Source organism: Streptomyces sp. CA2R106, from assembly GCF_037034245.1.
Lineage (GTDB): Bacteria > Actinomycetota > Actinomycetes > Streptomycetales > Streptomycetaceae > Actinacidiphila.
On sequence record NZ_JBAGKC010000006.1, the window covers coordinates 224,797 to 248,470 of the forward strand.

The window sequence follows — 23,674 nt, forward strand, 5'->3', positions numbered from 1 at the left end:
CTTCCGCACCGCGCGGCCGCGGCCCGCCGCGCCGCGCGGCGAAGTCGCCGTGACGGCCGACCCGCACCGGCCGAAACGATTCGCCACCGGGCCCGGGCGGGCCCGCCCGGGCCTGCCAGGGGCGCTGCGGCTCCCTACAGCGCGCCCGCGTCCCGCGCGGTCCACACCGACGGGTAGATCGGCCGGAACCCCAGCTCGTCGCGGATGCGCGCGGTCGAGACGATGCCGTCCCACGGGTCCTCCACCACCCGCTCGGCGGCCTCGGGCGCGGGCGAAAGGCCGTTCAGCCAGAGCAGCTCGACGGTCGAGACGGGCGCGTCGTCGGCGATGTTGTAGATCCGGCCGCCGATGCCCGGCGCGTACAGCAGGCGCAGCAGCGCCTGCCCGACGTCGGCGTGGTGCACCATCTGGAGCCGCCGGTGCCCGGGCCACTCCCGCGCCCACGGCACCGCGTTCACCAGGTGCGGGTCGCCCTCGCCGTAGACGAACGCGAGCCGCCCGATGCGCAGGTCCAGGCCGTCCAGGGCGAGCAGACCGGTCTCCGCCGCCCACTTGGAGTCGGGGTAGGCGCTGCCCGCCAGGTGGCTGCCGGCCAGCGGCCCGTCGTCCTCCACGGCGGGGCGGCCGCGCCCGGCGCCGTACACCCGGTTCGTGCTGACCTGCACGAAGCGCCGCGCGCCCGCCTCGACCGCGGCCCGGCCGAGGTCGAGCGCCGCGTCGCGGTTGACCGCCCACGCCTCCTCGTCGGGCACACCGCGGAAGGCGGCCGCGACATTGACGACCGCGTCCACCCCGTCCACGGCCCGGCGCAGGTCCGCGCCCTGGCGCAGCTCGCCGACCACGGTCTGCGCGCCCAGCTTCGTGAACGGCTCGGCCCGCGCCTGGTCGCGCACCAGCACCCGTACGGTGTCGCCGCCGCGCCCGGCCCGCTCCAGCAGCCGGGGGACGAACCTGCGGCCGACCTGGCCGGTGGCTCCGGTGACCAGAATCCTCATGACGTGCTCCTCGCGCGTGTCCGTTGCCTGCGCCCGCCGCCACCACGCGGCGCGGCGGGCTGCTTCCCACCGTGCGCGCACCGGCCCGGTCGCGGGAGAGACGAGCCGATCCGGGGACAGCCGCGCCCTGGATCACGGCCCGGGCGTCCCGTGCGGTCCGCGGGCACCGCGCCGCACCGGGACCAGCTTGGTGAGCAGGCGTCAACTCCCTTCCCTGTCAAGGGAGATGGCGCGCGCCTGTGCCATGGCGTGTTCGCGCGCCTGGAATTGCCCGACTGGGGCTCCGACGGACGGTGAGTGCGCGCTAACGTGGAGACACGGTCCGGCGGGTTCGATTCCCCCGTGCGCATCCGCCGGACCGCTTACCTCTCCCACCTGTTCCCCTCCCTCCCGCTTCCTCCCGTCCCGCGGCGCCCGAGCCCGCCGGCGGTCGAGCATCCGGTGCGCAGCGCGGCTTTCCGCGCCCCCGAGGGGCCCCTCGTGTGAGCGAGGGCACAAAACAGGGGTGGAGCGCGGGGACGCCGCCGTGGCAGACTTGGATCAGTAGTGACGTTCGCGCACTCCGGGGTCGGTGCAATTCCGAACCGGCGGTTACAGTCCGCGACCCGGCCGCAGCCAGCGGTCGGTTGACCAGGTGAAATTCCTGGACCGACGGTGAAAGTCCGGATGGGAGGCAGTGCGCGGCGGGCGTTCACTCGGGAAGGCCGCCGTAGGAGCGGGTCCGTGCGCATGACGTACGGTGCCGCGCGTGTGCGACCGGTCGCCCGGCGAGTGGAGCCCGTCAGTTCCCTCGCCCCGGAGTCCGTGCCTGATGAGGCAGGAGGACCCGGTGGCCACCAGTGCAGAAGCCGACGCGATGCGTCGAGCCGTCGCGCTGTCCGCACGCGCCCTCGGCGCGACCGCGCCGAACCCCGTGGTGGGCTGTGTGATCCTCGACGCGGCCGGACAGGTCGCGGGCGAGGGCTGGCACCAGCGCGCCGGCGGGCCGCACGCAGAAGTGCACGCGCTCCTCGCGGCCGGGGAGCGGGCCCGCGGCGGCACCGCCCTGGTCACGCTCGAACCCTGCAACCACACCGGCCGGACCGGCCCCTGCGCCCAGGCGCTGATCGAGGCCGGGATCGCCCGGGTCGTCTACGCGGTCGCCGACCCCAGCCCGGTCGCGGCCGGCGGCGCGCAGACGCTGCGCGCCGCGGGCGTCGACGTCGCGGGCGGCCTGCTCGCCGAGGAGGCCGCGGCGGTCAACGCCGCCTGGCTCACCTCGGTACGCGAGGGCCGGCCGCACGTGCGCTGGAAGTACGCCGCGACGCTCGACGGCCGGATCGCCGCCGCCGACGGCACCAGCCGGTGGATCACCTCGCCCGAGGCCCGCGCCGACGTGCACCGGCTGCGCGCCGCCGCCGACGCCGTCGTGGTCGGTTCCGGCACCCTGGCCGCGGACGACCCGCACCTGGCCGTGCGCGGTATCGACGGCGCCACCCAGCCGCTGCGGGTCGTGGTCGACACCCGCGCCCGGACCACCCCCGGCGCCCGGGTGCTGGACGACGCCGCGCCCACCCTGATCGCCGTCGGCCCGGACGCCGACACCTCCCACCTGGCCGGCGTGGACGTCGTACGGCTGCCGCACGCGCCGCAGGGCCGCGGCCTCGACGTGGCCGCGCTGCTGACCGAACTGCTCGGCCGCGGGGTCCGCTCGGTGCTGCTCGAAGGCGGGCCGACGCTCGCCGGGGCGTTCGTCGCCGCCGGGCACGTCGACGCCGTGACCGCCTACCTCGCCCCGGCGCTGCTCGGCGCCGGGCCCGCCGCGCTCGACGGCGGGGGAATCAGCACGATCGCACAGGCGTTGCGGCTCGACGTGACCGGAGTCGACCGGATCGGACCCGACCTGCGGGTCACCGCCGTGCCCGCCGCCCCGGCCCCCGCGAGCGAAGCCGCCACCGAAGCTGCCACCGAGGCCGCCACCGCACCCTCCGCTGCCGCCGTCGCCAGCGCTGCCGTTCCCACCGCATACCAGGAGAGCTGACGTGTTCACCGGAATCGTGGAAGAGCTGGGCGAGATCACCGCCGTCGAGGACCTGGGCGACGCGTCCCGCTTCACCGTGCGCGGCCCCGTCGTCACCGAAGGCGCGAAACACGGCGACTCGATCGCCGTCAACGGGGTCTGCCTGACCGTGGTGGACCTGCCCGAGGGCGCCTTCACCGCCGACGTGATGGCCGAGACGCTGGGGCGCTCCAGCCTGGGCGCGCTCACCCCCGGCTCCCGGGTCAACCTGGAGCGGCCGATGGCGCTGGGCGGCCGGCTCGGCGGCCACCTGGTGCAGGGCCACGTGGACGGCACCGGCATGGTGCTGGAGCGGGTGCCCGGCGAGCACTGGGAGATCGTCAAGGTCGCGCTGCCGGCCCCACTCGCCCGCTACGTGGTGGAGAAGGGCTCCATCACCGTGGACGGCGTCAGCCTGACCGTGGTCGACGCGGGGGCGGACTTCTTCACCGTCAGCCTCATCCCGACCACGCTCGCGCTGACCACACTGGGCGTCAAGCAGCCCGGCGACCCGGTCAACCTCGAAGTGGACGTCATCGCGAAGTACGTCGAGCGGATGCTCGGCGCGGGCGCGGTCCCCGGAGACGGCGGGCGTCCCGGTGACGGCCTCGGTGACGTGCTCGGTGGCGGCGTGGCGGAGGCCGGGCGGTGAGCGGCGTCGTGCACTGGCTGAACAGCGAGGCGTTCACCGCCTTCGACCAGCACGTGGTGTGGTCCGACATGATCGGCAACCTGCTCGGCCTGTTCGCGCTCGCGCTCGGCTGGCGGCGGGCGATGCTGACCTGGCCGGTCCAGCTGCTCTCCGGCGTGGTGCTGGTGGCCGCGTTCTGGGGCGCGCACCTCGGCGGCGGCGTCGGCAAGCAGCTCGTGGTGATCACCGTCGCCGTCTGGGGCTGGTACCAGTGGCGGCGCGGCTCCGGCGGGCGCACCGGCCGGCTGTCCATCCGCTTCGCCACCTGGCGGGAGCGGGCGGTGCTGGTGCTGGCCACCGGCCTGGGCACCGTGGCCGTCGCCTCGCTCTTCCTCGCCTACCCCAAGCTGTCGTGGAACCCGTGGCCGGACGCGTACATCTTCGTCGGCACGCTCGCCGCGATGTACGCGCAGGCCCGCGGCTGGGTCGAGTTCTGGTTCGCGTGGCTGGCGGTCGACCTCGTCGGGGTGCCGCTGAACTTCCACAGCGGGCTGCCCTTCTCCGGCCTCGTCTACATCATCTACTTCGTCCTGGTGATCGCCGGGATGTACTCCTGGTGGCAGCAGACCCGGCGGGCCGGCGGCGAGCGGGGCGGCCCGCGGCCGAGCAAGCCGGTCGCCACCGTGGAAGGAGCGCGCGCATGACGGCCCTGACCGCACCCCACGACCACCGGCGCCGTACGGAAGCCGCCCCGGGCGGACCCGAGCCGCTCGACGGGCTGCTGCTCGACCCGGTCGAGCGGGCGATCGCCGACATCGCCGCCGGCCGCCCCGTCGTGGTCGTCGACGACGAGGACCGGGAGAACGAGGGCGACCTCGTGGTGGCCGCCGAGAAGATCACCGCCGAGACCGTCGCCTTCATGATGAACGAGTGCCGCGGGCTGATCTGCGTGCCGATGGAGGCGCCGGCGGCCGAGCGGCTGGAGCTGCCGCAGATGGTGGCGGCCAACACCGAGTCGATGCGCACCGCGTTCACCGTCTCCGTGGACGCGAGCGCCGCGCACGGCGTGACCACCGGCATCTCCGCGGCCGACCGCGCCACCACCATCCGGCTGCTCGCCGACCCGGCCGCGCACCCCGGCGACTTCGTCCGGCCCGGCCATGTCTTCCCGCTCGCCGCCCGCCCCGGCGGAGTGCTGGCCCGCCCCGGGCACACCGAGGCCGGGGTCGACCTCGCCCGGCTCGCCGGACTGCGCCCGGCGGCCGCCATCGTGGAGATCACCCGCGAGGACGGCAGCATGGCCCGGCTGCCGGACCTGGTCCCCTTCGCCCGCAAGCACGGCCTGGCGATCATCTCGATCGAGGCGCTGATCGCCCACCGCCGTGCCGCGCGGACCGAGCAGCCCGCCCCGGCCGTGGCCCCGTCGGAGCAGCCCGAGCAGCCGGAGCAGGCGGCCCCGAACGAGCCGAACGCCCCGAAGCAGCCGGCCGCGGCTGCCGTGGTGCGGCGGGAGGCCGGCACCCGGCTGCCCACCGCCTACGGCGAGTTCCGCGCGTACGGCTACCGCGGCACCGTGGACGGCGCCGAGCACGTCGCGCTGGTGGCCGGGGACCTCGGCGACGGCGGCGACGTCCTGGTCCGGGTGCACTCCGAGTGCCTGACCGGCGACGTCTTCGGCTCGCTGCGCTGCGACTGCGGCCCGCAGTTGCAGAGCGCGCTGCGCGAGGTCGCCGCCGCCGGCCGCGGCGTGGTGGTCTACCTGCGCGGCCACGAGGGCCGCGGCATCGGCCTGATGTCGAAGCTGCGGGCGTACGAACTCCAGGAGCGCGGCCGGGACACCCTGGACGCCAACCTCGAACTCGGCCTGCCCGCCGACGCCCGCGACTACGCGGCCGCCGCGCAGATCCTCGCCGACCTCGGGGTGCGTTCGCTGCGGCTGCTGACGAACAACCCGGCGAAGTCCGCCGCGCTGGCCGGGCACGGCCTGGACGTGCTCTCCCGCGAGCCGATGCCCGTCACCGCGGGCGAGCACAACGCCCGCTACCTGCGCACCAAGCGCGACCGGATGGGCCACGAACTGCCGTGGCTCGACGGCGCGGCGACCGTACCGACCCCCCTGAGCGACCGGTCGGCGACCGACCGGTCCCGTACCGACCGAAGCACCACCGGAGGAGAGAAGTGAGCGGCAAGGGCGCCCCCGAGCTGACCGTGAAGAACTGCGGGGACCTGCGGGTCGCCGTCATCGCGGCGCAGTGGCACACCCAGGTGATGGACGGCCTCGTGGACGGCGCGGTCCGCGCGCTGCGCGACCTCGGGATCGAGGAGCCGACCCTGCTGCGGGTGCCGGGCAGCTTCGAACTGCCGGTCGTCGCCAAAGTGCTGGCCGGCCGCGGCTACGACGCGATCGTGGCGCTCGGGGTGATCATCCGCGGCGGCACCCCGCACTTCGAGTACGTCTCGCAGGGCGTCACCGCCGGGCTCACCCAGGTCGCCGTGGAGACCGGGGTGCCGGTCGGCTTCGGCATCCTCACCTGCGACAACGAGGAGCAGGCGCTCGCCCGGGCCGGGCTGCCGGGCTCCACGGAGGACAAGGGCCACGAGGCGGTGACCGCGGCGGTCGCCACCGCGACCACCCTGCGTTCGGTCTCCGAACCCTGGCGGTGACCAGCATCCGAACCGTGGCGGTGGTCCCCGGCCGCTTCCCCGTAGGCTAGGGACCACCATGGCTGACAAGACATTCGAGGAGCTGTTCAGCGAGCTCCGGCAGAAGGCCGCCACCGGCGACCCCAGCACCTCCCGCACCGCCGAACTCGTCGGGAAGGGCGTGCACGCGATCGGCAAGAAGGTCGTCGAGGAGGCCGCCGAGGTGTGGATGGCGGCCGAGTACGAAGGACCGGACGCGACCGCCCTGGAGATCTCGCAACTGCTTTACCACGTCCAGGTGATGATGGTCGCGCGCGGGATCTCCCTGGAGGACGTCTACGCTCATCTCTGAGCGCCGCCCCCGCCGCCCCCGCCGGTCCCTCCGGTCCGGCCGACCCGCCCCGCCCGTACCCCCTTGCCGTACCCGCACCACCGTCCGCGCCGTCCCCGGCGCCCGCTCCGGCACCACCCACGAGGAAAAGGAACCCGACCCCATGCTCCGCATCGCCGTACCGAACAAGGGCGCACTGTCCGGACCCGCGGCGGCCATGCTCCATGAGGCCGGATACCGCCAGCGCAAGGAGTCAAAGGAACTCGTCCTGTTCGACAACGTCAACGGCGTCGAGTTCTTCTACCTGCGCCCGCGGGACATCGCGATCTACGTCAGCTCCGGCCGCCTCGACATCGGCATCACCGGCCGCGACCTGCTGCTGGACTCCGGGGCGAACGCCGAGGAGATCCTCCAACTGGGCTTCGCCCGCTCGACGTTCCGCTACGCCGCCAAGCCCGGCACCGCGAGCGCCGTGGCCGACCTGGCCGGGCTGACCATCGCCACCTCCTACGAGGGCGTGGTCGGCAAGCACCTCGCCGACAGCGGGGTGGCCGCGTCCGTGGTCCACCTCGACGGCGCCGTGGAGACCGCGATCCAGCTCGGGGTCGCCCAGGTCATCGCCGACGTGGTGGAGACCGGCACCTCGCTGCGCAACGCCGGGCTGGAGCCCTTCGGCGAGCCGATCATGGAGTCCGAGGCCGTCGTCATCCGCCGCACCGGCGCCGACGCCGAGGACGCCGACGTGCGGAAGTTCCTGCGCCGCCTCCAGGGTGTCCTGGTCGCCCGCCGCTACGTGATGATGGACTACGACATCCGCGTGGAGCAGGTGGAGAAGGCCGTCGCGCTCACCCCCGGCCTGGAGTCGCCCACCGTCTCCCCGCTGCACCACGAGGGCTGGGTCGCGGTCCGCGCGATGGTGCCCACCGCCGACGCGCAGATCATCATGGACCAGCTCTACGACCTGGGCGCCCGCGCCATCCTGACCACCGGCATCCACGCCGCCCGGCTGTGACGGTGCCCGCCGATCCGGCGCAGCACCCGGCGGCCACCGCCGCGCGGTACGACCTGCCGGTGACCTTCCAGCCGGTCGTCACCCGCGCGGTGCTGCTGGTCCTCGCCGTGGCGATCGTGGTGGTGCTCACCGCCGTCGCCGTCCTCATGCCGCACGAGGGCGCCTCGCCCTGGAGCACCGCCGAGCGCGCCACCGTGGTCGGCACAGCGGTGCTGATCGGCGCGGGGCTGACGCTGCTCAGCCGGCCCAAGGCCGTCGCCGACCCGGACGGGCTCACCGTGGTGAACCTCACCGTGCGCCGCCGCCTGGCCTGGGCGGAGGTGCTGCGGGTCAACCTCGGCCACGGCGACGCCTGGGTCCGCCTCGACCTCGCCGACGGCACGACCCTGGCGGTGATGGGCATCCAGCCCGGCATCGCCCCCGCCCGGGCGCTGCGCGACGCCCGCCGGCTGCGTGAGCTGGTCGAGGCCCTGGGCGAGGCACCCGCGGTGTGAGCCCGGCGCACCCCCGGCGGGCGGTGGCCGGGTGCCCCTGACGGCGGCGGCGCGCCGCCGGGTGGGCACCGTCACTTCGCGGCCGGGCCCGCAATGACTACCCTGGATTCCCGAGCGCGCCCCTTCGCGCGCTTCCCACCCCGGCGCCGCCCCGCGCGGCACCCACCCGAGGAGTGACACTCACACCCCGATGGACGAACCGTCCGGTAGTACATGCGCCGCCCCTCCCGCCCGGGACTCCCACCGGAAACGCGGGGCGGCGGCCTCATGAGCACCTCGTTGCTGCTGCTCGCAGCGGCGTTCGTACTGATCCTCGCCAACGGCTTCTTCGTCGCCGCCGAGTTCGGCCTCGTGACGGTGGAGCGCCCGGCCGCCGAGCGCGCCGCGGCCGACGGCGACCGCAGGGCCCGCAGCGTGGTCGCCGCTCTGCACAAGCTCTCCTTCCAGCTCTCCGGCACCCAGCTCGGGATCACCATCACCTCGCTGGTGGTGGGCATGCTGGCCGAGCCCGCCCTCGGCGACCTGCTGGAGGGGCCGCTGCGCGCCGCGGGCCTGCCGGACGGCGCCGCCCCCGGGTTCGCCGTGGTGATCGGCATGATGGTCGCCTCCGGGGTGCAGATGGTGACCGGCGAGCTCGTACCGAAGAACTGGGCGGTCTCCCGGCCGCTGGCCGTCGCCCGTATGGTGGCGGGCCCGCAGCGGGCCTTCTCGCGAGCCTTCCGCCCGGTGATCGAACTGCTCAACCGCGCCGCGAACCGCCTGGTGCGGATGCTCGGCGTGGAGCCCACCGACGAGCTGGACTCCGCCCGCACCCCGGGCGAACTGGTCTCGCTGGCCCGGCACTCCGCGCTGGCCGGGGCCCTGGAGCCGGACACCGCCGACCTGTTCGTGCGGACCCTCTCGCTCGGCGACCTCACCGCGGAGAACGTGATGACGCCCCGGGTCCGGGTCAGCGCCCTGGAGGACACCGCGACCGCCGCCGACGTCCTGAACCTCACCCGCGCCACCGGCCTGTCCCGGTTCCCCGTCTACCGCGAGCGGCTGGACGACACCACCGGCATGGTCCACCTCAAGGACGCGCTCGCCGTCCCCGCCGACGCCCGCGCGCGCACCCCGGTATCCCGGATCGCCGTCGCCCCGCTGCTGGTGCCCGAGACGCTGCCGGTCCAGCAGCTGCTGGAGCTGCTGCGCAACCAGCAGCCGATCGCGGTCGTGGTCGACGAGTACGGCGGCACCGCCGGCGTGGTCACCCTGGAGGACATCGTCGAGGAGCTGGTCGGCGAGGTCCGCGACGAGCACGACGGCGTCGACCTGCCCGAACTCGCCCAGGCGCCCGCCGAGGACGGCCACCCGGCCTGGACCGCGGACGGCGGCTGCCGGATCGACACCCTGGCCCGGATCGGCCTGGCCGCGCCCGAGGGCCCCTACGAGACCGTCGCGGGCCTGGTCGCCGACCTGCTCGGCCGCATCCCCGAGGTCGGCGAGACCGCCGAGCTGCCGGGCTGGCTGCTGCGGGTGGAGGACGTCGTCCACCACCGGGCCGAACGCGTCCGGATCGTGCGGACCACCGCCCCGGACGACGACCCCTGCGCCGACGGGCCGGCCGGCGCCGCCGAGCGGGCGGGCGCGCCCGCCGCGATGGCCGCCGCCGTCGAGGAGGGCGAGCACCGATGAGCCTGCTGCAACTCCTCTTCGCGGTGCTGCTCGTGCTCGGCAACGGCTTCTTCGTCGGCGCCGAGTTCGCGCTCGTCTCCGTGCGCCGCAGCCAGATCGAGCAGCACGCCGCCGAGCAGCGGGCCGCCCGTACCGTGCTGTACGGGCTGGAGCACCTGCCGCAGATGATGGCCGCCGCGCAGTTCGGGGTGACCGTCTGCTCGCTGACCCTCGGCGCCGTCGCGGAGCCGACCGTCGCGCGGCTGGTGGAGCCGGTCTTCTCCGCCGCCCGCGTCCCGCACGACCTGGTGCACCCGATCGGCTACGTGCTGGCGCTGGCGATCGTGGTCTTCCTGCACCTGGTGATCGGCGAGATGGTGCCGAAGAACCTGGCGATGTCCGACCCGGAGAAGGCCGCGCTGCGGCTCGCCCCCGGGCTGGTCGGCTTCGCCCGGGTCTTCCGGCCGGTGATCGCGGTGCTCGGCGCGTGCGCCCGGCTGATCCTGCGGGTCTTCCGGGTCGAGCCGAAGGACGAGGTCGACGCGGTCTTCACCAGCGCCGAACTGACGGTGCTGGTCGAGGACGCGCGCGCGGCCGGGCTGCTCGACTCCGACGAGCAGGAGCGGCTGGAGGACGCCCTCGAACTGGGCTCCCACCCGGTCGCGGAGGTGCTGCTCACCCCGGACGAGCTGGTCACGCTCGGCCCCGCGGCGACCGCCCGGGAGATCGAGGCGCTGACCGTGCGGACCGGCTACTCCCGCTTCCCGGTCGCCGCCGACGGCTCCAGCGCCGCCGGCTACCTCGGCTACCTGCACGTCAAGGACATCCTGGACGTGGAGGACCCCGACCAGCCGGTGCCGCAGCGGCTGTGGCGCCCGATGACCACGCTGCGCGCCGACCTCCCGCTGGACGACGCCCTCACCGCGATGCGCCGCGCCGCCACCCACCTCGCGTCCGTCACCGACGGGCAGGGGCGGGTGCTCGGCCTGGTGGCGCTGGAGGACGTGCTGGAGATGCTGGTCGGCGAGGTCCGCGACCCCGCGCACCGGTCCGCGCCGCGGAAGAACGCCGCGGGCAGGCGCGCCGGCACGGTGCCGGTGCCGGGGCCGGCCCAGTCCGGCGGGGCGGCCGGCGAACTCGTCCGCTGAAGCGCACCCGGGCCGGTAGGCGGGCCCGGCCCCGCGCCCGGGTCGATGCCCTCCCCGCCCGCCGTGCCGCCCCGCCCGCCGGATCGGCGCTACTCCGCCGGTTCGGCGGGCGGCGGGGTGCCCGGGCCGCGGCCGGACAGCACCTCGCCGTACGCCTGCATCAGGTCCGGCAGGCGCAAGGTCGCCAGCTCCGCCCGGCCGGGCGTCGCCGCGTACTCCGACAGGCGCAGGTCGCGGTAGGCGCAGCTCTTCTCGTACAGGGTGCGCAGCAGGCGGCCGTTGCCCAGCTCGTCCACCCAGCCCTGCTCCACCACATGGCCGTTGATCGCGGCCAGCTCCTCCAGCGCCTCGTCGTCCCAGCGGTCGCCGTTCTCGCCGGCGAGCACCTCGCCGATCCGGGTCAGCTCGTGCGGGCGGTAACTGGGGAAGTCGACCCGGGTGGTGAAGCGCGAGCCGAGCCCGGGGTTCGCCGCGAGCAGCCGGTCCATGCCCTCGGGGTAGCCGGCGAGGATGACCACGAGCCGGTCGCGGTTGTCCTCGGCGCGCTTGAGCAGCACCTGGAGCGCCTCGTCGCCGTACGCGTCGCCCTTGCTGTAACCGGAGTTGGACAGCGCGTACGCCTCGTCCACGAAGAGCACGCCGCCCAGCGCGGAGTCGATCAGCTCGTTCGCCTTCACCGCGGTCTGCCCGAGGAACTCGCCGACCAGGTCGGAGCGTTGGGCCTCCACCAGGTGGTCGCCGCCGAGCAGGCCGAGGGCGTAGAAGACCCGGCCGAGGATGCGGGCGACGGTGGTCTTGCCGGTGCCGGAGGGGCCGGAGAAGACGAAGTGCCGTTTCGGCGGCTGCACCGGCAGGCCCTGCCCGGCGCGCAGCCGGGCCATCCGCAACTGCGCCGACAGCGCCCGCACCTGGCGTTTGACCGGCTCCAGCCCGACCATCCGGTCCAGCTCGGCGAGCGCCTCGGCGAGCAGCGCCGGGTCGGCGCCGCCGAGCGGCAGTCCGGCCGCGGCCGCGGTGCCGGCGCCGCCGGGCAGGGTGGAGAAGCGGCCGCGCACGGCGTCGCCGGGCGGCCCGGCGATCAGCAGCGACTCGTCCCACTCGGCCTCGGCGCCCGGACCCGGGCCGGCGGGCGCCGACGGGTCGGCCGGGAAGTCGGCGGGGTAGCCGCCGTCGGGCTCGCCGTACTCGGGTACGGCCTGGCCGCTCCCGGCGAGCGACACCGCGGCCAGGCCCGCGGCCTCGTCGAGGCCGTCGTCCGACTCGTGGATGGCGGCGAGCCGGGCGGCGGTGTCCATGAAGGCGGGGTCCACCCGGTGCACGGCGCGGTAGAGCGGCACCGCGGCGGCGCTGCGGCCGGTGCCCTCGTAGGCGCGGGCGAGCCAGTAGCGCAGCTCCTTGCGCTGCGGCTGCTCGCTGCGGCAGCGCATCAGCGCGGCGGACAGCAGCGGTTCGGCCTGGCCGCACATCTCCAGCCGGACCCGGGCCATCCCGCCGAACAGCCCGGCCTCGATGCCCAGCACCGGGTCGCCGAGCAGGGGTTCGGTGTGCCGGACCAGGCGCTCCCAGTCCTTGGTGAGATAGGCGCGGCAGGCGTGCAGGAAGCGCACCTGCGGGTCGGTGTCGACCGGCGGGCAGTCGGCCAGCGCCCGGTCCAGCTCGGCGACATGGCGGCCGTCCAGCCAGTGCGAGGCGTGGGCCAGTTGCAGGTCGCGGCTGGTCTCCAGCACCGGCTGCACCCACCAGCCCAGCCAGTACCAGGAGTTGAGGGTGCGGCGGTGCGCGGCGCGCTGCTCGCCGAAGCGGTCGCGGTGCTGGTACATCCGCAGCAGCGCGGTGGCGGTGTCGGCGCGCAGCGCGTGCAGGCCCAGCCACGCGTCGGCCATCCCCGGGTCCAGCCGCACCGCGTCCCTGAACTCCTCCTCGGCCTGCGCGTAGGCGCCCATGGTGTACGCCTCGACCCCGCGCAGCCAGGCCAGATCGGCCGGGGCACCCGGGCGCTCAGTGCCGAAGTCCATCAAGTCCCCACCACTCCGTCCCCCCGCCTCGCGGACACGCACGCTCCAACCCGTGGCCAACGGGCGGGAGTTGAGCAGACTGCGATCCCCCCAGGCACCGCACCGACCCCTGCGCGCATGGTACCCGCGATGGTCGGATCGCCGTAGGGTGCGCAGCCAAGCCACAGGGGAGGGGCGGGGCGCGGCAAAGGGCGCGGTACGGCGCCGGTTCGTGACGGTGGGTGAGGGGCGCGGTGGCGCGCGCGGCGCGGCAGAACGCGCGGAAAGCAGGACGGAGCCCCTGATCACGGGGGAACAATCAGGGGCTCCGTGTCTGCTGAGCGGCCGCTTCGTGCCGCTGGTTGAAAACGTAATCTCTGGGTACCCGGCCGGTCAAGCGATCACGGCCGTCCGATCGGGGGGAAATTCGAGGCGGTCGCCGAGCGGATGCGACCGCCTGCCGACCGTGTTCGACCGCATCCGACCGGTTGTTTCCGGCGGCGCCGGTTCGCGGCACGCCGGCACCGGAGGGTCACATTCCGTGACCGCGGGCGGGGTGGCGGCCCGGCTGCGCCGCCGGCCCCGGCGCGAACCGGTAGCCGCCGTCGGAGCCCTGGTCCTGACGGACCAGCAGGTCGGCGTAGGGGCGGGTCGGGTCGGCGGCGAAGTGCGCGTCCTCCGCGCTGCTCCACCCGGTCCAGAACGCGGTCAACTCCGGCCCGTCCCGGCGCAGTCCGCGCCGGTGCGCCTCGGCCGGACCGACCTCCAGCCACAGCACGAGCGCCAGGTGCGGGCGCAGCGCGGCCCGGCCGGTGCCGACCCCCTCCAGCAGCACGTACGGCGCCGCGGGCACGCGGTGCTCGCCGTCGAAGCGCCGGGCGTGCCAGTCGTAGACCCCGTGCGCGGCGTCCCGGCCCGCCCGCAGCGGCGCGAGCACCTGCGCGGCCAGCCGGTCCGCCCAGTCGAAGGGCTCCTCGTGGGTCGCCAGGTCGTCGGTGTGCACCACCGGGCAGCCGCCCAGCGCCGCCGCCAACCGCCCGGCGAGCGTGGTCTTCCCGGCCCCGGCGTGCCCGTCCACCGCGATCACCCTGCTGCGGCCGCACGACGGGACCAGCCCCGCCATCCCCGCGACCAGCTGCGCCAACGTCATATCCGCCACCCCGCGACCATACGGCCCCACCCCCCGAACCGCCCGCGCCGCGGGCCGGTGCGGCGCGTATGTTCGCCCGCCGCCGCGGGGGCACGGCTACCGTAGGGGCGTGAGTCAATCCACTGGCACGGCCGGCGCGGCCGAACTGTTTCCGCCGGAGCGACTGGACCGGGCCCGGCAGGCCGCCGGCGACGCCGGGCTCGATGCGCTGCTGGTCTCCCCGGGCGCGGACCTGCGCTACCTGACGGGCTACCAGGCCCTGCCGCTGGAGCGGCTGACCTGTCTGGTGGTGCCCGCGGACGCCGACCCGTTCCTGGTGGTGCCCGCGCTGGAGAAGGCGGCCGCCGAGGCGTCGCCGGCCGGTGCGCTGGGCGTGGAGATCGTCGGCTTCGCCGAGACCGACGACGCCTACGCGATGATCGCCCGCCGGCTGCCGCCGCACACCGCCCGCTTCGCGGTCGACAACCACATGTGGGCGGAGAAGCTGCTCGCGTTCCAGGACGCGCTGCCCACCGCGCAGGCGGGCCTGGCCGGTGACGTGCTCTCCGTGCTGCGGATGCGCAAGACGCCCGCGGAGGTGGCGGCGCTGCGCCGGGCGGGCGCGGCGATCGACCGGGTGCACCGCAGGATCGGCGAGTGGCTGCGGCCGGGCCGCACCGAGCGGGAGATCGCGGCGGACATCGCCGACGCGATCCTGGCGGCCGGGCATGTCACCGTCGACTTCGTCATCGTGGGCTCGGGGCCGAACGGCGCCAGCCCGCACCACGAGGTCTCCGACCGGGTGGTGAAGGCCGGCGACCCGGTCGTGGTGGACATCGGCGGCACCACCCCCGACGGCTACTGCTCGGATTCCACCCGCACCTACGCGGTCGGTCAGCCGCCCGCGGAGTTCCGCGAGTTGTACGAGGTGCTGCTGGCCGCGCAGACCGCGCAGACCGAGGCGGTCCGCCCCGGGATCACCGCGCAGGCGCTGGACGCGGTCGGCCGGGACCGGATCGCCGCGGCCGGCTACGGCGCGCACTTCATCCACCGCACCGGCCACGGCATCGGCCTGGAGACGCACGAGGAGCCGTACATCGTGGCGGGCAGCGCGCGGGCGCTGGAGCCGGGCATGGCGTTCTCGGTGGAGCCGGGGATCTATCTGCCCGGGCGGTTCGGCGCGCGCATCGAGGACATCGTGGTGTGCACCGAGGACGGCGGGGAGCGGCTCAACCTGACCGGGCGTGACCTGGTCGTTCTTCCAGCGTGACCGTCAGTGGTATAGGCCAATAATGATCCGTCCGGGAACACGGCAACCCTGGTGAACGGCCCGTCCAGCGACGATAGTGGTCGGCACCCGCCGTGCCCCGACTGGGCCCGGCCGGGCCATCTCCCGTTCACGTCGAGGGGAACCGAGGTACCACCCACATGACCAGTAACGCGCCCCGGCGTGCCGTGCTGACCGCCGCGCTCGCCGCCGCGGCCACCGTCGCCGCCTCGAACGCGCAGACCGCCTCCGCCGCGCCCGCCGGCAGCGGGACGCCCGCCGCCGGAACCCCCGCCGGGCAGCCCGCGGGCGGCAGCGGCACGGGCGCCGCCGCGGACGACCCCGCGCCGGTGGACTACCACGCCTGGAGCACCCACGCCGACTGGAACGCCGGTGAGCACCGGGGTACCGAGCCGGTGCCCGGCTCCCGCGCCGGGGTGCGGATCGCCCGCCCGGCCGGCACGACGGACTACGCCGACCCGCACACCGGCAGGACCGGTACGTACGAGTACGCCACCTGGACCTCCCCGCGGCGGCAGCTCCCGCACCCGGCCACCGAACTGGTCTCCTCCTGGAACGCGCACACCCCCGCGGGCACCTGGCTCCAGGTCGAGCTGCTGGGCACGTACACCGACGGCACCGCCACCCCCGCCTACGTGATGGGCCGCTGGACCTCCGGCGACAGCGACGACGACATCCGCCGCACCTCCGTGGACGACCAGAGCGACGACGTCAGCAGCATCTACACCGACACGTTCGCCATCGACGACGCGAGCGCGGGCAAGCTGCTCGCCTCCTACCGGCTGCGGGTCACCCTCTACCGCAAGCCCGGCACCAAGGACACGCCGACGGTGTGGCGGGCGGGCGCGTTCGCCTCGGACATCCCCGACCGCTACACGGTGCCCGCCTCCGTGCCGGGGCTGGACGGCGCCGTGGAACTGCCGGTGCCGCGCTACTCGCAGGACATCCACAAGGGCCAGTACCCGCAGTACGACAACGGCGGCGAGGCGTGGTGCAGCCCCACCTCCTCCACCATGGTCATCGAGTACTGGGGCCGCGGCCCGAGCGCCGCCGACCTGGCCTGGGTGGACCCCTCCTACGCCGACCCGCAGGTCGACCAGGGCGCCCGCTACACGTACGACTACCAGTACGAGGGCTGCGGCAACTGGCCGTTCAACGCCGCCTACGCGGCCACCTACCAGGACCTCCAGGGCGTCGTCACCCAGCTGCACTCGCTGAACGACATCGAGCGCCTGGTGAAGGCCGGCATCCCGGTCATCACCTCCCAGTCGTTCCTGGCCAGCGAGTTGGACGGGGCGAACTACAGCACCTCCGGCCACCTGATGTGCATCGTCGGCTTCACCGCCGAGGGCGACGTGGTGGCCAACGACCCGGCCAGCGCGGACGACGACGCGGTGCGCAACGTCTACCGGCGGGCGCAGTTCGAGACGGTGTGGCTGCGCACGAAGCGGATCACCGCCAGCGGCTCGGTGGGCTCCGGCTCCGGCGGTGTGGCCTACCTGTACTTCCCGGTGAAGCCGAGCCCGGGGCAGCGGCGCGCGCTGGAGTCCGTGGGCGTGGTCTGAGCGCGGGGGCCGTACCTGCCCGCACCCGCTCGCTTCCGTACCGGCCCCCGTCCGGCGCATCCCGCGCCGGGCGGGGGCCGGTTGGCGTGCGGGCGGGGCGGGCCGCCCGCACTGGTAGAGACCAATTTGTGGGTTGACCCAAAGGTCTGGACCAACCTATTGACGTGTTCGGATCACCGCAGGAACCTGCTGGGACGTTCCCCCCACAGGAGGTCCGACGTGAACCGTCTCAAAGCCCTCGGCACCGGAGTGGCCGCCGCGCTGCTGGCCGCCGCCGGGCTGGGCACCGCGGCTGCCCTCGGCACCGGCGAGGCCAGCGCGGCCCCCACGGCCAGCGCGCTCAGCAGCAGCTGGTACGCCGCCGCGCCCTACCTGATGCCGCTGGACAACAACCCGCCGGACGCCACCGCGATCATGGACGCCAGCGGCCTGAAGGCCTTCCAGCTCGCCTTCATCCTCGCCCCCAGCGGCGGCGGGTGCAGCCCCACCTGGGGCGGCACCAACCCGGTGTCCTCCGACACCTCGGTCGCGGCCACCGTCTCCGCGATCCGCGCCAAGGGCGGCGACGTCTCGGTGTCGATCGGCGGCTACGGCGGCACCAAGCTCGGCCAGGCGTGCTCCGACGCGGCCTCGACCGCGGCCGCCTACCAGCAGGTCGTCGACAAGTACCAGCTCAAGGCGATCGACTTCGACCTGGAGGAGCCGGAGTACGAGAACACCGCGGCCGTCGCCAACGAACTGGGCGCCGCGAAGATCCTCCAGCAGAACAACCCCGGCATCTACCTCTCGGTCACCACCCCGGGCACCTCGGCCGGCACCGGCTGGTTCGGCACCCAGATGCTCGACGAGGCCAAGTCGATCGGCTTCACCCCGAACAACTTCTCGATCATGCCCTTCGACGGCGGCTTCGACAACGGCGCCGCCTCCCAGACCGCGGCCCTGACCGCGTTCAACAGCCTGCTCCAGAGCACCTTCGGCTGGAGCGCCGCGACCGCCTACGCCCACGAGGGCTTCTCCGGCATGAACGGCCGCAGCGACACCGGCGAGTACTTCACCCAGGCGGACTTCCAGACCGTGCTGGACTACGCCACCAGCCACGGCATGGGCCGCTTCACCTTCTGGTCGCTCAACCGCGACCGCCAGTGCAGCCCGCCGGACAACAACGGCAGCACCTCCGGCTCGTGCAGCTCGGTCGCCCAGAACTCCTGGGACTTCGCCAAGTACTCCGTAAAGTTCGCCGGCGCGACCCCGCCCACCGGTACACCCACCGACACCCCGACCACCACCACCCCGCCGGCCGGCGGCAGCTGCGCCGACGTGGCGGCCTGGAGCGCCTCCGCGGTCTACACCGGCGGCGACGAGGTGTCGTACGGCGGCCACAAGTGGCTCGCCCAGTGGTGGACCACCAACGAGCAGCCCGGCACCACCGGCGAGTGGGGCGTCTGGAAGGACGAGGGCTCCTGCTGAGCCGTTAGGGACCGTACACCGACGAGCGGTTCATCTTTAGAAGCACTCATCCGATCACCGTCCGCGCGATAAGGTCGGGCCCGGGGCGCTCAGGCGCCACGGGCCCTTCCTGCTGGGTGCGCGTCTCCGCAGGTGCGCGTATCCGCATCGGTACATGCCGGTGCCAGCCGAGCAAAACGGACCTCGCGTTTCCGGCGATGTGCTTCACTCCGAACAAGTGATCAGTAATCTCGGTCGAGCATCCGGGAGTCTGCCCGATCCGGCCTCTGCCCGCCTGCCGCGTCCGCACTCCCACGACCTGGAGCACCGACCGTGACCGACCGACCGTCCTGGGCCCCGCAGAACATCGACATCACCGTTCCGAGCGTGTCCCGGATCTACGACTACTTCCTGGGCGGCTCGCACAACTTCGAGGTCGACCGGGAAGCGGCGCGGACCGCGCTGAAGGCGCTGCCGGGCATGCCCAAGATCGGCCAGGCCAACCGCGCGGTGATGCGCCGCGCCGTCAACTACGCGCTGGAGCGCGGCATCACCCAGTTCCTCGACATCGGCTCGGGCATACCCACCTTCGGAAACGTGCACGAGGTCGCCCAGGAGACCCACCCCGGCGCCCGCGTCGTCTACGTCGACAACGACCCGGTGGCCGTCACCCACAGCCGCGCGGTGCTCGCCGGGAACCCCGACGCCGACATCGCGGCGGCCGACCTGCGCGATCCGCGCTCCATCCTGGAGTCGCCCCAGGTCCGCCGCCTGCTGGACCTGGACCGGCCGGTCGCGCTCATGCTCATCGCGGTGGTGCACTTCCTGTCCGACGACGACCGCCCCGGCGAGATCATCGCCACCCTGCGGGACGCCCTCGCCCCCGGCAGCATCATGGCCATCACCCACGCCACCCCCGCGGAGTCGACCGGCCAGTCCGACGCGCAGCGCGACGTCGCGACGGTCTACCAGCGCACCGCGAGCCCCCTGGTGCACCGCACCGCCGACGAACTGCGCCCGCTCTTCGCCGGGTTCGAGATCGTGGAACCGGGCATCGTGCACCTGCCCCACTGGCGGCCCGACACCCCGCCCGCCGCCGACGACGACCCGGTGGTGCTGCTCGGGCTCGCCGGTGTGGGGTTGAAGGCGTGAGCACCAAGGCGGCCGGCGACGCGGCGCGCCGAGCCGGCACCCGGCCGGCCGCCCCCGCGGACGGGCCGGCGGTCGCCGCTCCCGGAACGGCCCCCGACCACGCCCCCGAACCCCCGGCCGCCGCCGGCGCACCGGGCCGGGCCGAACCCGAGGTGCTGGCGCACGCCGACCCCGAGCTGTGCGCCCGGGCCGCGGCCGACGACAGCCTGCGCCGCTTCGCCGCCATCTGGGCCCGCGCGGTCTACCCGCTGACGGCCACCTCCATGACCCGGGCCGAACTGGAGGCGTACCTGCGGCCGTTGGCCCGCGTGCTGCGGGACGCGCTCAGCGCCGACCGGTTCGACCCGCGCACCGCGGTCCCGGTCGGCGCCGCCCTGGTCGACGCGCACTGCACCGACCCCGAGGCGCTGCCCAGCATCCTCGGCGTCATCGACGCCTACCTGGTGCTGTACTGCCCGCCCGGCGGCCTGTCCGCCGACGAGACCCGCGCCCGCTGCTCCCGCCTCCAGCACGCCGTGGCCGTCGGCTTCTCCCAGGCGCTGCGCGAACGCACCCTGCACGAGCAGGAGTCGATCTCCCGCGCCGCACTGGCCGCCCAGGCCGACGCCGAACGCGCGCTGGCCGCCAGCGAGGCCCGCTTCCGCGCGGTCTTCGAAGGCGCCGCCATCGGCATCGGCATCGCCGACCTCGACGGCCGCGTCCTGGAGATCAACGACGCGCTCAGCCGTATGTTCGGCGGTGAACGGCACGTCATGCAGCGCACCGTCCCGGAGTGGACCCACCCGGACAACCCCGCGGTGATCAGCGCCCTCAACGGCGAGATGCTCCGCGGCGAGCGCGACGGCTACCACACCGAGAAGGCGTATCCGCGCGCCGACGGCTCCGTGCTGTGGGGCAACCTCCAGGTCTCCGTGCTCCGCGACAGCGCCGGCGCCCCCCAGTACCAACTGGCCCTGCTGGAGGACATCACCGAGCGCCGCCAACTGCTGCAACGGCTGCGCCACGAGGCCACCCACGACGCGCTGACCGGCCTGCCCAACCGCGCCCTGTTCTTCGAACGGCTCGACCAGGCGCTCGCCGACCAGGACGCGCCCGACGGCGGCGAGGCGGGCGCCGGGCGCCGGATCGGCCTGTGCTACCTGGACCTCGACGGTTTCAAGGCGGTCAACGACAGCCTCGGCCACGCCGTCGGCGACCAGCTGCTGGTCGCCGTCGCCGACCGGCTGCGGAACTGCCTGACCTCGCCCGACCAGCTCGTGGCCCGGATCGGCGGCGACGAGTTCGTCGCCCTGTACACCGACCCGCCCAGCCTCGACGCCGTCACCGACCTGGCCGGCCGCATCCTGGAGGCGTTCGCCACACCCGTCCTCGTCGACGGCCGTGAACTGCCGGTGCACGGCAGCATCGGCATCGTCCTGACCCCGACCGCCGAGCACGCCGCCGCCGACGTGCTGCGCAGCGCCGACATCACCATGTACCGGGCCAAGGAACTGGGCGGCAACCGCTACGAGGTCGCCGACCCCGACGCCGACGCCCGCGCCATCACCCGGCACAGCCTCACCAACCGGCTGCCCGGCGCGCTGGAGCGCGGCGAGTTCTTCGTGGAGTACCAGCCGCTCATCGGGCTCAGCGACGGCGTGGTGCACGGCGCCGAGGCCCTGGTCCGCTGGGGCCACCCGGTGCACGGCGTGATCGGCCCGGACCGCTTCATCCCGCTCGCCGAGAACACCGGGCAGATCGTGCCGCTCGGCCGCTGGGTGCTGGAACAGGCGGTCCGGCAGGCCGAGGTGTGGCAGCGCAACCACCACGGCGCCCGCCCCCCGCGGGTCAACGTCAACCTCTCGCCGATCCAGCTCCACCACCCCGACCTGGTCGCCGAGGTCACCCGGGTGCTGGACGACAGCGGCCTGCCGCCGGACGCGCTGTGCCTGGAGGTCACCGAGAGCGCGCTGATCGGCGCCGACCAGGACGCGCTCAAGCCGCTGCGCCGGATCGCGGACCTCGGTGTCGAGATCGCCCTGGACGACTTCGGCACCGGCTACTCCAACCTCTCCTCGCTGCGCTGGCTGCCGGTCAGCGTGCTCAAGCTCGACCGCGCCTTCACCCGGGGGATGAGCCACCACCCGGCCGACCCGGTCGACCTGAAGATCGTCGAGGGGATCGTCTCCCTCGCGCACGGTCTGGGCCTGTCCGTCACCGTCGAGGGCGTGGAGACCAGCGCCCAGGCCGGCTACCTGCGCGACCTGGGCTGCGACACCGGTCAGGGCTGGTACTACGGCCGTCCCGCGCCGCCCGAGCAGATGGGCACCCTGCTGCTCGCCGACGCGAGCTGACCGCCCGCGCCGGTCAGCTCTGCTCGGTGCCGGTCAGCTCTGCTTGCTGAACGTGCTGGGGGCGCCCACCGACAGGTCGGTGTAGTTCGTCAGCGCCAGCGTCCGGCCGTCGCCGCCGAGGGTGAGGGTGTACACGCGCACCCCGGAGCACACGGTGCCGCTGGACGGGTCGGACGGGGTGCTGGACACCGTCTGGAACTCCAGCGTCGAGCCGTCCTGCCCGGTGTAGCCGAGCGTGTCGACGCAGCCGATGTCGGCGCCGCCGAACAGGTCGGTCACATGGGTGACCTCCTTGCCGACGACACTGCCGCGCGCGCCGCCGGTGAAGGTGATGGTGACCTTGGCCTTCCCGGTGAGCGAGGGCACGCCCGGGCCCACGCCGTACCAGGTGCCGATCCAGGCGGCGGGCAGATCGTCGCCCGAGCTTCCGGAGCCGTCGCCGGTGCCGGACGCGGTGCCTGTGGGGGCGGTGGTGCCAGGGGTCGTGGCGGCGGGGGTCCCGCCGGCGGCGTCGTCGCTCCCGCCGGAGTGCTGCCGCCAGCGGTAGGCCGCGACGGAGCCGGCCACGACCAGGACCACGGCGACCGCGGCCGCCACCGCCACCGTGCCGCCGCGGCGCCCGCGGCCGGGGGCCGCGGCAGGCCCCGAGGGGCCGTGCGGACCGCTCGGTGGCGCATACCCGCGCGGCGGTGCCTGCGGCCCCGGTACGGGCGGCTGAGGGCCCGTCGGAAGGCCCTGGCCCTGGTAGGCGGGGTGGCGGAAGGTCGCGGACTCCGGCCCGTACGGCGTGGTGGCGGCCACCGGGGGCGCGCCGGGCTCGGCGGCCTTCGGGGCGGCCAGCGGATCGGTGTGCGGAGCGGCCGGTGAATCGGCCGGGGGATCAGCTGGGGGATTTGCCGGGGGAGCCGCGGCCAGCGCGGCCCGCATCTCCGCCTCGCGCGCGTCCAGTTCGCCTGCCAGCCCCGGCGGCAGCAGGCCGCCCCACGGCGGCGGCGCGGACATCTGCCCGGCGCCGCCCAGCAGTTCGGCCGCCGCCGGCGCCGCCGGCCGCTCCGCCGGGTCTTTGGCCAGCAGTGCGGACACCGCCGGCAGCAGTTCGGCGGGCACCCCGGTCAGGTCCGGGTCCTCGTGCACCACGCGGTAGAGCAGGGCGGCGGTGGAGACGGTCTCGCCGGGGTGGTGGAAGGGGCCGCGGGCGGTCGCCGCGTAGACCAGTACCGCGCCCAGCGCGAACAGGTCGCCCGGCTCGGCCGAGCCGCCGGACGTGGCCTGCTCCGGCGCCATGTACCCGGGCGAGCCGATCATCGCACCGGTGCTGGTGTGCCGGGTGTCGTCGGCGGCCCGGGCGATCCCGAAGTCGATCAGCAGCGGCCGGGCCCGCGCCAGCAGCACGTTCGACGGCTTCACGTCGCGGTGCGCGAGGCCCGCGCGGTGCACCGCGTGCAGCGCCTCGCACAACTGCGCGCCGAGCGCCACCACGCTCCGCGCGGGCAGCGGGCCGTGCGCCCGTACCCAGTCCGCGAGCGACGGCGCGGCCACGTACTCCGTCGCCAGCCACTTCGGGCTCGCCCCCTCGGGGGAGTAGTCGACCACGGCGGCCGTCCACGGCGAGCGCACCCGGTCCGCGTTCCTGATCTCGCGGGCGAACCGCTCGCCGAAGGACGGGTCGAGCCCGAACTCCGCGCGGACCGTCTTCAGCGCCAGCGGCCGCCCCGCGACCGTGCGGGCGAGGTAGACCTGCCCCATGCCGCCCGCGCCCAGCCGGGCGAAGAGCGGATAACCGCCCACCGACCGGGGATCGGACGCCTCCAAGCTCTCCATG

At 74.6% G+C, this 23,674-nt stretch carries 19 protein-coding genes and 1 riboswitch; of the genes, 15 read left to right on the plus strand and 4 right to left on the minus strand.

The annotated features are described in order from the left end of the window. Nucleotides 1-134 precede the first annotated feature (134 nt). Nucleotides 135-995, minus strand: coding sequence for an NAD-dependent epimerase/dehydratase family protein (locus WA788_RS12075; protein ID WP_335975984.1), 861 nt, complete (start codon nt 993-995; stop codon nt 135-137). Nucleotides 996-1,548: 553 nt separating this feature from the next. After that, nucleotides 1,549-1,679: riboswitch (FMN riboswitch) on the plus strand. A gap of 145 nt (nt 1,680-1,824) precedes the next feature. Here WA788_RS12075 and ribD point away from each other — a divergent pair. From ribD to WA788_RS12125, 10 genes are all read left to right on the plus strand, one after another. Beyond that, nucleotides 1,825-3,015: a bifunctional diaminohydroxyphosphoribosylaminopyrimidine deaminase/5-amino-6-(5-phosphoribosylamino)uracil reductase RibD gene (ribD, locus tag WA788_RS12080; RefSeq protein WP_335975989.1), complete on the plus strand. Its 1,191-nt coding sequence runs from the start codon at nt 1,825-1,827 to the stop codon at nt 3,013-3,015. A 1-nt stretch (nt 3,016) separates the two neighbouring features. Further along, on the plus strand, nt 3,017-3,685 hold the full coding sequence (locus WA788_RS12085) for a riboflavin synthase (RefSeq protein WP_335975995.1): 669 nt from the start codon (nt 3,017-3,019) through the stop codon (nt 3,683-3,685). Nucleotides 3,686-3,693: 8 nt separating this feature from the next. Continuing rightward, nucleotides 3,694-4,368, plus strand: coding sequence for a nicotinamide mononucleotide transporter family protein (locus tag WA788_RS12090; protein ID WP_335976271.1), 675 nt, complete (start codon nt 3,694-3,696; stop codon nt 4,366-4,368). Continuing rightward, nucleotides 4,365-5,846 (plus strand): 3,4-dihydroxy-2-butanone-4-phosphate synthase, encoded by a 1,482-nt coding sequence (gene ribB / locus WA788_RS12095; RefSeq protein ID WP_335976000.1) that lies wholly within the window; start codon nt 4,365-4,367, stop codon nt 5,844-5,846. The genes WA788_RS12090 and ribB overlap by 4 nt, the downstream gene beginning before the upstream one ends. After that, a complete protein-coding gene (gene ribH, locus WA788_RS12100) occupies nt 5,843-6,328 on the plus strand; it encodes a 6,7-dimethyl-8-ribityllumazine synthase (protein WP_335976003.1) in 486 nt (161 codons plus the stop codon). The genes ribB and ribH overlap by 4 nt, the downstream gene beginning before the upstream one ends. A gap of 58 nt (nt 6,329-6,386) precedes the next feature. Beyond that, on the plus strand, nt 6,387-6,659 hold the full coding sequence (locus WA788_RS12105; RefSeq protein ID WP_335976008.1) for a phosphoribosyl-ATP diphosphatase: 273 nt from the start codon (nt 6,387-6,389) through the stop codon (nt 6,657-6,659). Nucleotides 6,660-6,801: 142 nt separating this feature from the next. Beyond that, nucleotides 6,802-7,650 carry an ATP phosphoribosyltransferase gene (hisG, locus tag WA788_RS12110; protein WP_335976010.1) on the plus strand — a complete coding sequence of 283 codons (849 nt, stop codon included), beginning with the start codon at nt 6,802-6,804 and terminating at the stop codon, nt 7,648-7,650. Beyond that, entirely contained in the window at nt 7,647-8,144 is a 498-nt protein-coding gene (locus WA788_RS12115; RefSeq protein WP_443034013.1) for a PH domain-containing protein, read from the plus strand. Before hisG ends, WA788_RS12115 begins: the two co-directional genes overlap by 4 nt. Before the next feature lie 267 nt (nt 8,145-8,411). Further along, the gene (locus tag WA788_RS12120) at nt 8,412-9,818 is read left to right on the plus strand and encodes a hemolysin family protein (protein ID WP_335976016.1); all 1,407 of its coding nucleotides are present in this window, start codon (nt 8,412-8,414) and stop codon (nt 9,816-9,818) included. Further along, nucleotides 9,815-10,945: a hemolysin family protein gene (locus WA788_RS12125; protein WP_335976019.1), complete on the plus strand. Its 1,131-nt coding sequence runs from the start codon at nt 9,815-9,817 to the stop codon at nt 10,943-10,945. Before WA788_RS12120 ends, WA788_RS12125 begins: the two co-directional genes overlap by 4 nt. An 89-nt stretch (nt 10,946-11,034) precedes the next feature. Here the strand turns inward: WA788_RS12125 and WA788_RS12130 are convergent, their stop codons facing one another. After that, the gene (locus tag WA788_RS12130) at nt 11,035-12,960 is read right to left on the minus strand and encodes an AAA family ATPase (protein ID WP_335976023.1); all 1,926 of its coding nucleotides are present in this window, start codon (nt 12,958-12,960) and stop codon (nt 11,035-11,037) included. Nucleotides 12,961-13,471: 511 nt separating this feature from the next. Next, nucleotides 13,472-14,089 carry a uridine kinase family protein gene (locus WA788_RS12135; RefSeq protein WP_335976273.1) on the minus strand — a complete coding sequence of 206 codons (618 nt, stop codon included), beginning with the start codon at nt 14,087-14,089 and terminating at the stop codon, nt 13,472-13,474. Nucleotides 14,090-14,198: 109 nt separating this feature from the next. On the opposite strand from WA788_RS12135, the gene WA788_RS12140 reads away from it, so the two are divergent. The 5 genes from WA788_RS12140 (at nt 14,199) to WA788_RS12160 (ending at nt 21,852) form a co-directional block, all read left to right on the plus strand. After that, the gene (locus WA788_RS12140; protein ID WP_335976025.1) at nt 14,199-15,338 is read left to right on the plus strand and encodes a M24 family metallopeptidase; all 1,140 of its coding nucleotides are present in this window, start codon (nt 14,199-14,201) and stop codon (nt 15,336-15,338) included. A gap of 158 nt (nt 15,339-15,496) precedes the next feature. Then, entirely contained in the window at nt 15,497-16,921 is a 1,425-nt protein-coding gene (locus WA788_RS12145) for a C39 family peptidase (protein WP_335976029.1), read from the plus strand. Between the two features lie 219 nt (nt 16,922-17,140). Continuing rightward, on the plus strand, nt 17,141-18,388 hold the full coding sequence (locus WA788_RS12150) for a chitinase (protein ID WP_443034014.1): 1,248 nt from the start codon (nt 17,141-17,143) through the stop codon (nt 18,386-18,388). A 312-nt stretch (nt 18,389-18,700) separates the two neighbouring features. Further along, a complete protein-coding gene (locus WA788_RS12155) occupies nt 18,701-19,519 on the plus strand; it encodes an SAM-dependent methyltransferase (protein ID WP_335976034.1) in 819 nt (272 codons plus the stop codon). 152 nt (nt 19,520-19,671) lie between these two features. Further along, nucleotides 19,672-21,852 (plus strand): putative bifunctional diguanylate cyclase/phosphodiesterase, encoded by a 2,181-nt coding sequence (locus WA788_RS12160; RefSeq protein ID WP_335976278.1) that lies wholly within the window; start codon nt 19,672-19,674, stop codon nt 21,850-21,852. Nucleotides 21,853-21,885: 33 nt separating this feature from the next. Here WA788_RS12160 and WA788_RS12165 read toward each other — a convergent pair whose 3' ends face one another. Continuing rightward, nucleotides 21,886-23,673: a serine/threonine-protein kinase gene (locus WA788_RS12165; RefSeq protein WP_335976039.1), complete on the minus strand. Its 1,788-nt coding sequence runs from the start codon at nt 23,671-23,673 to the stop codon at nt 21,886-21,888. Nucleotide 23,674: the final 1 nt, after the last annotated feature.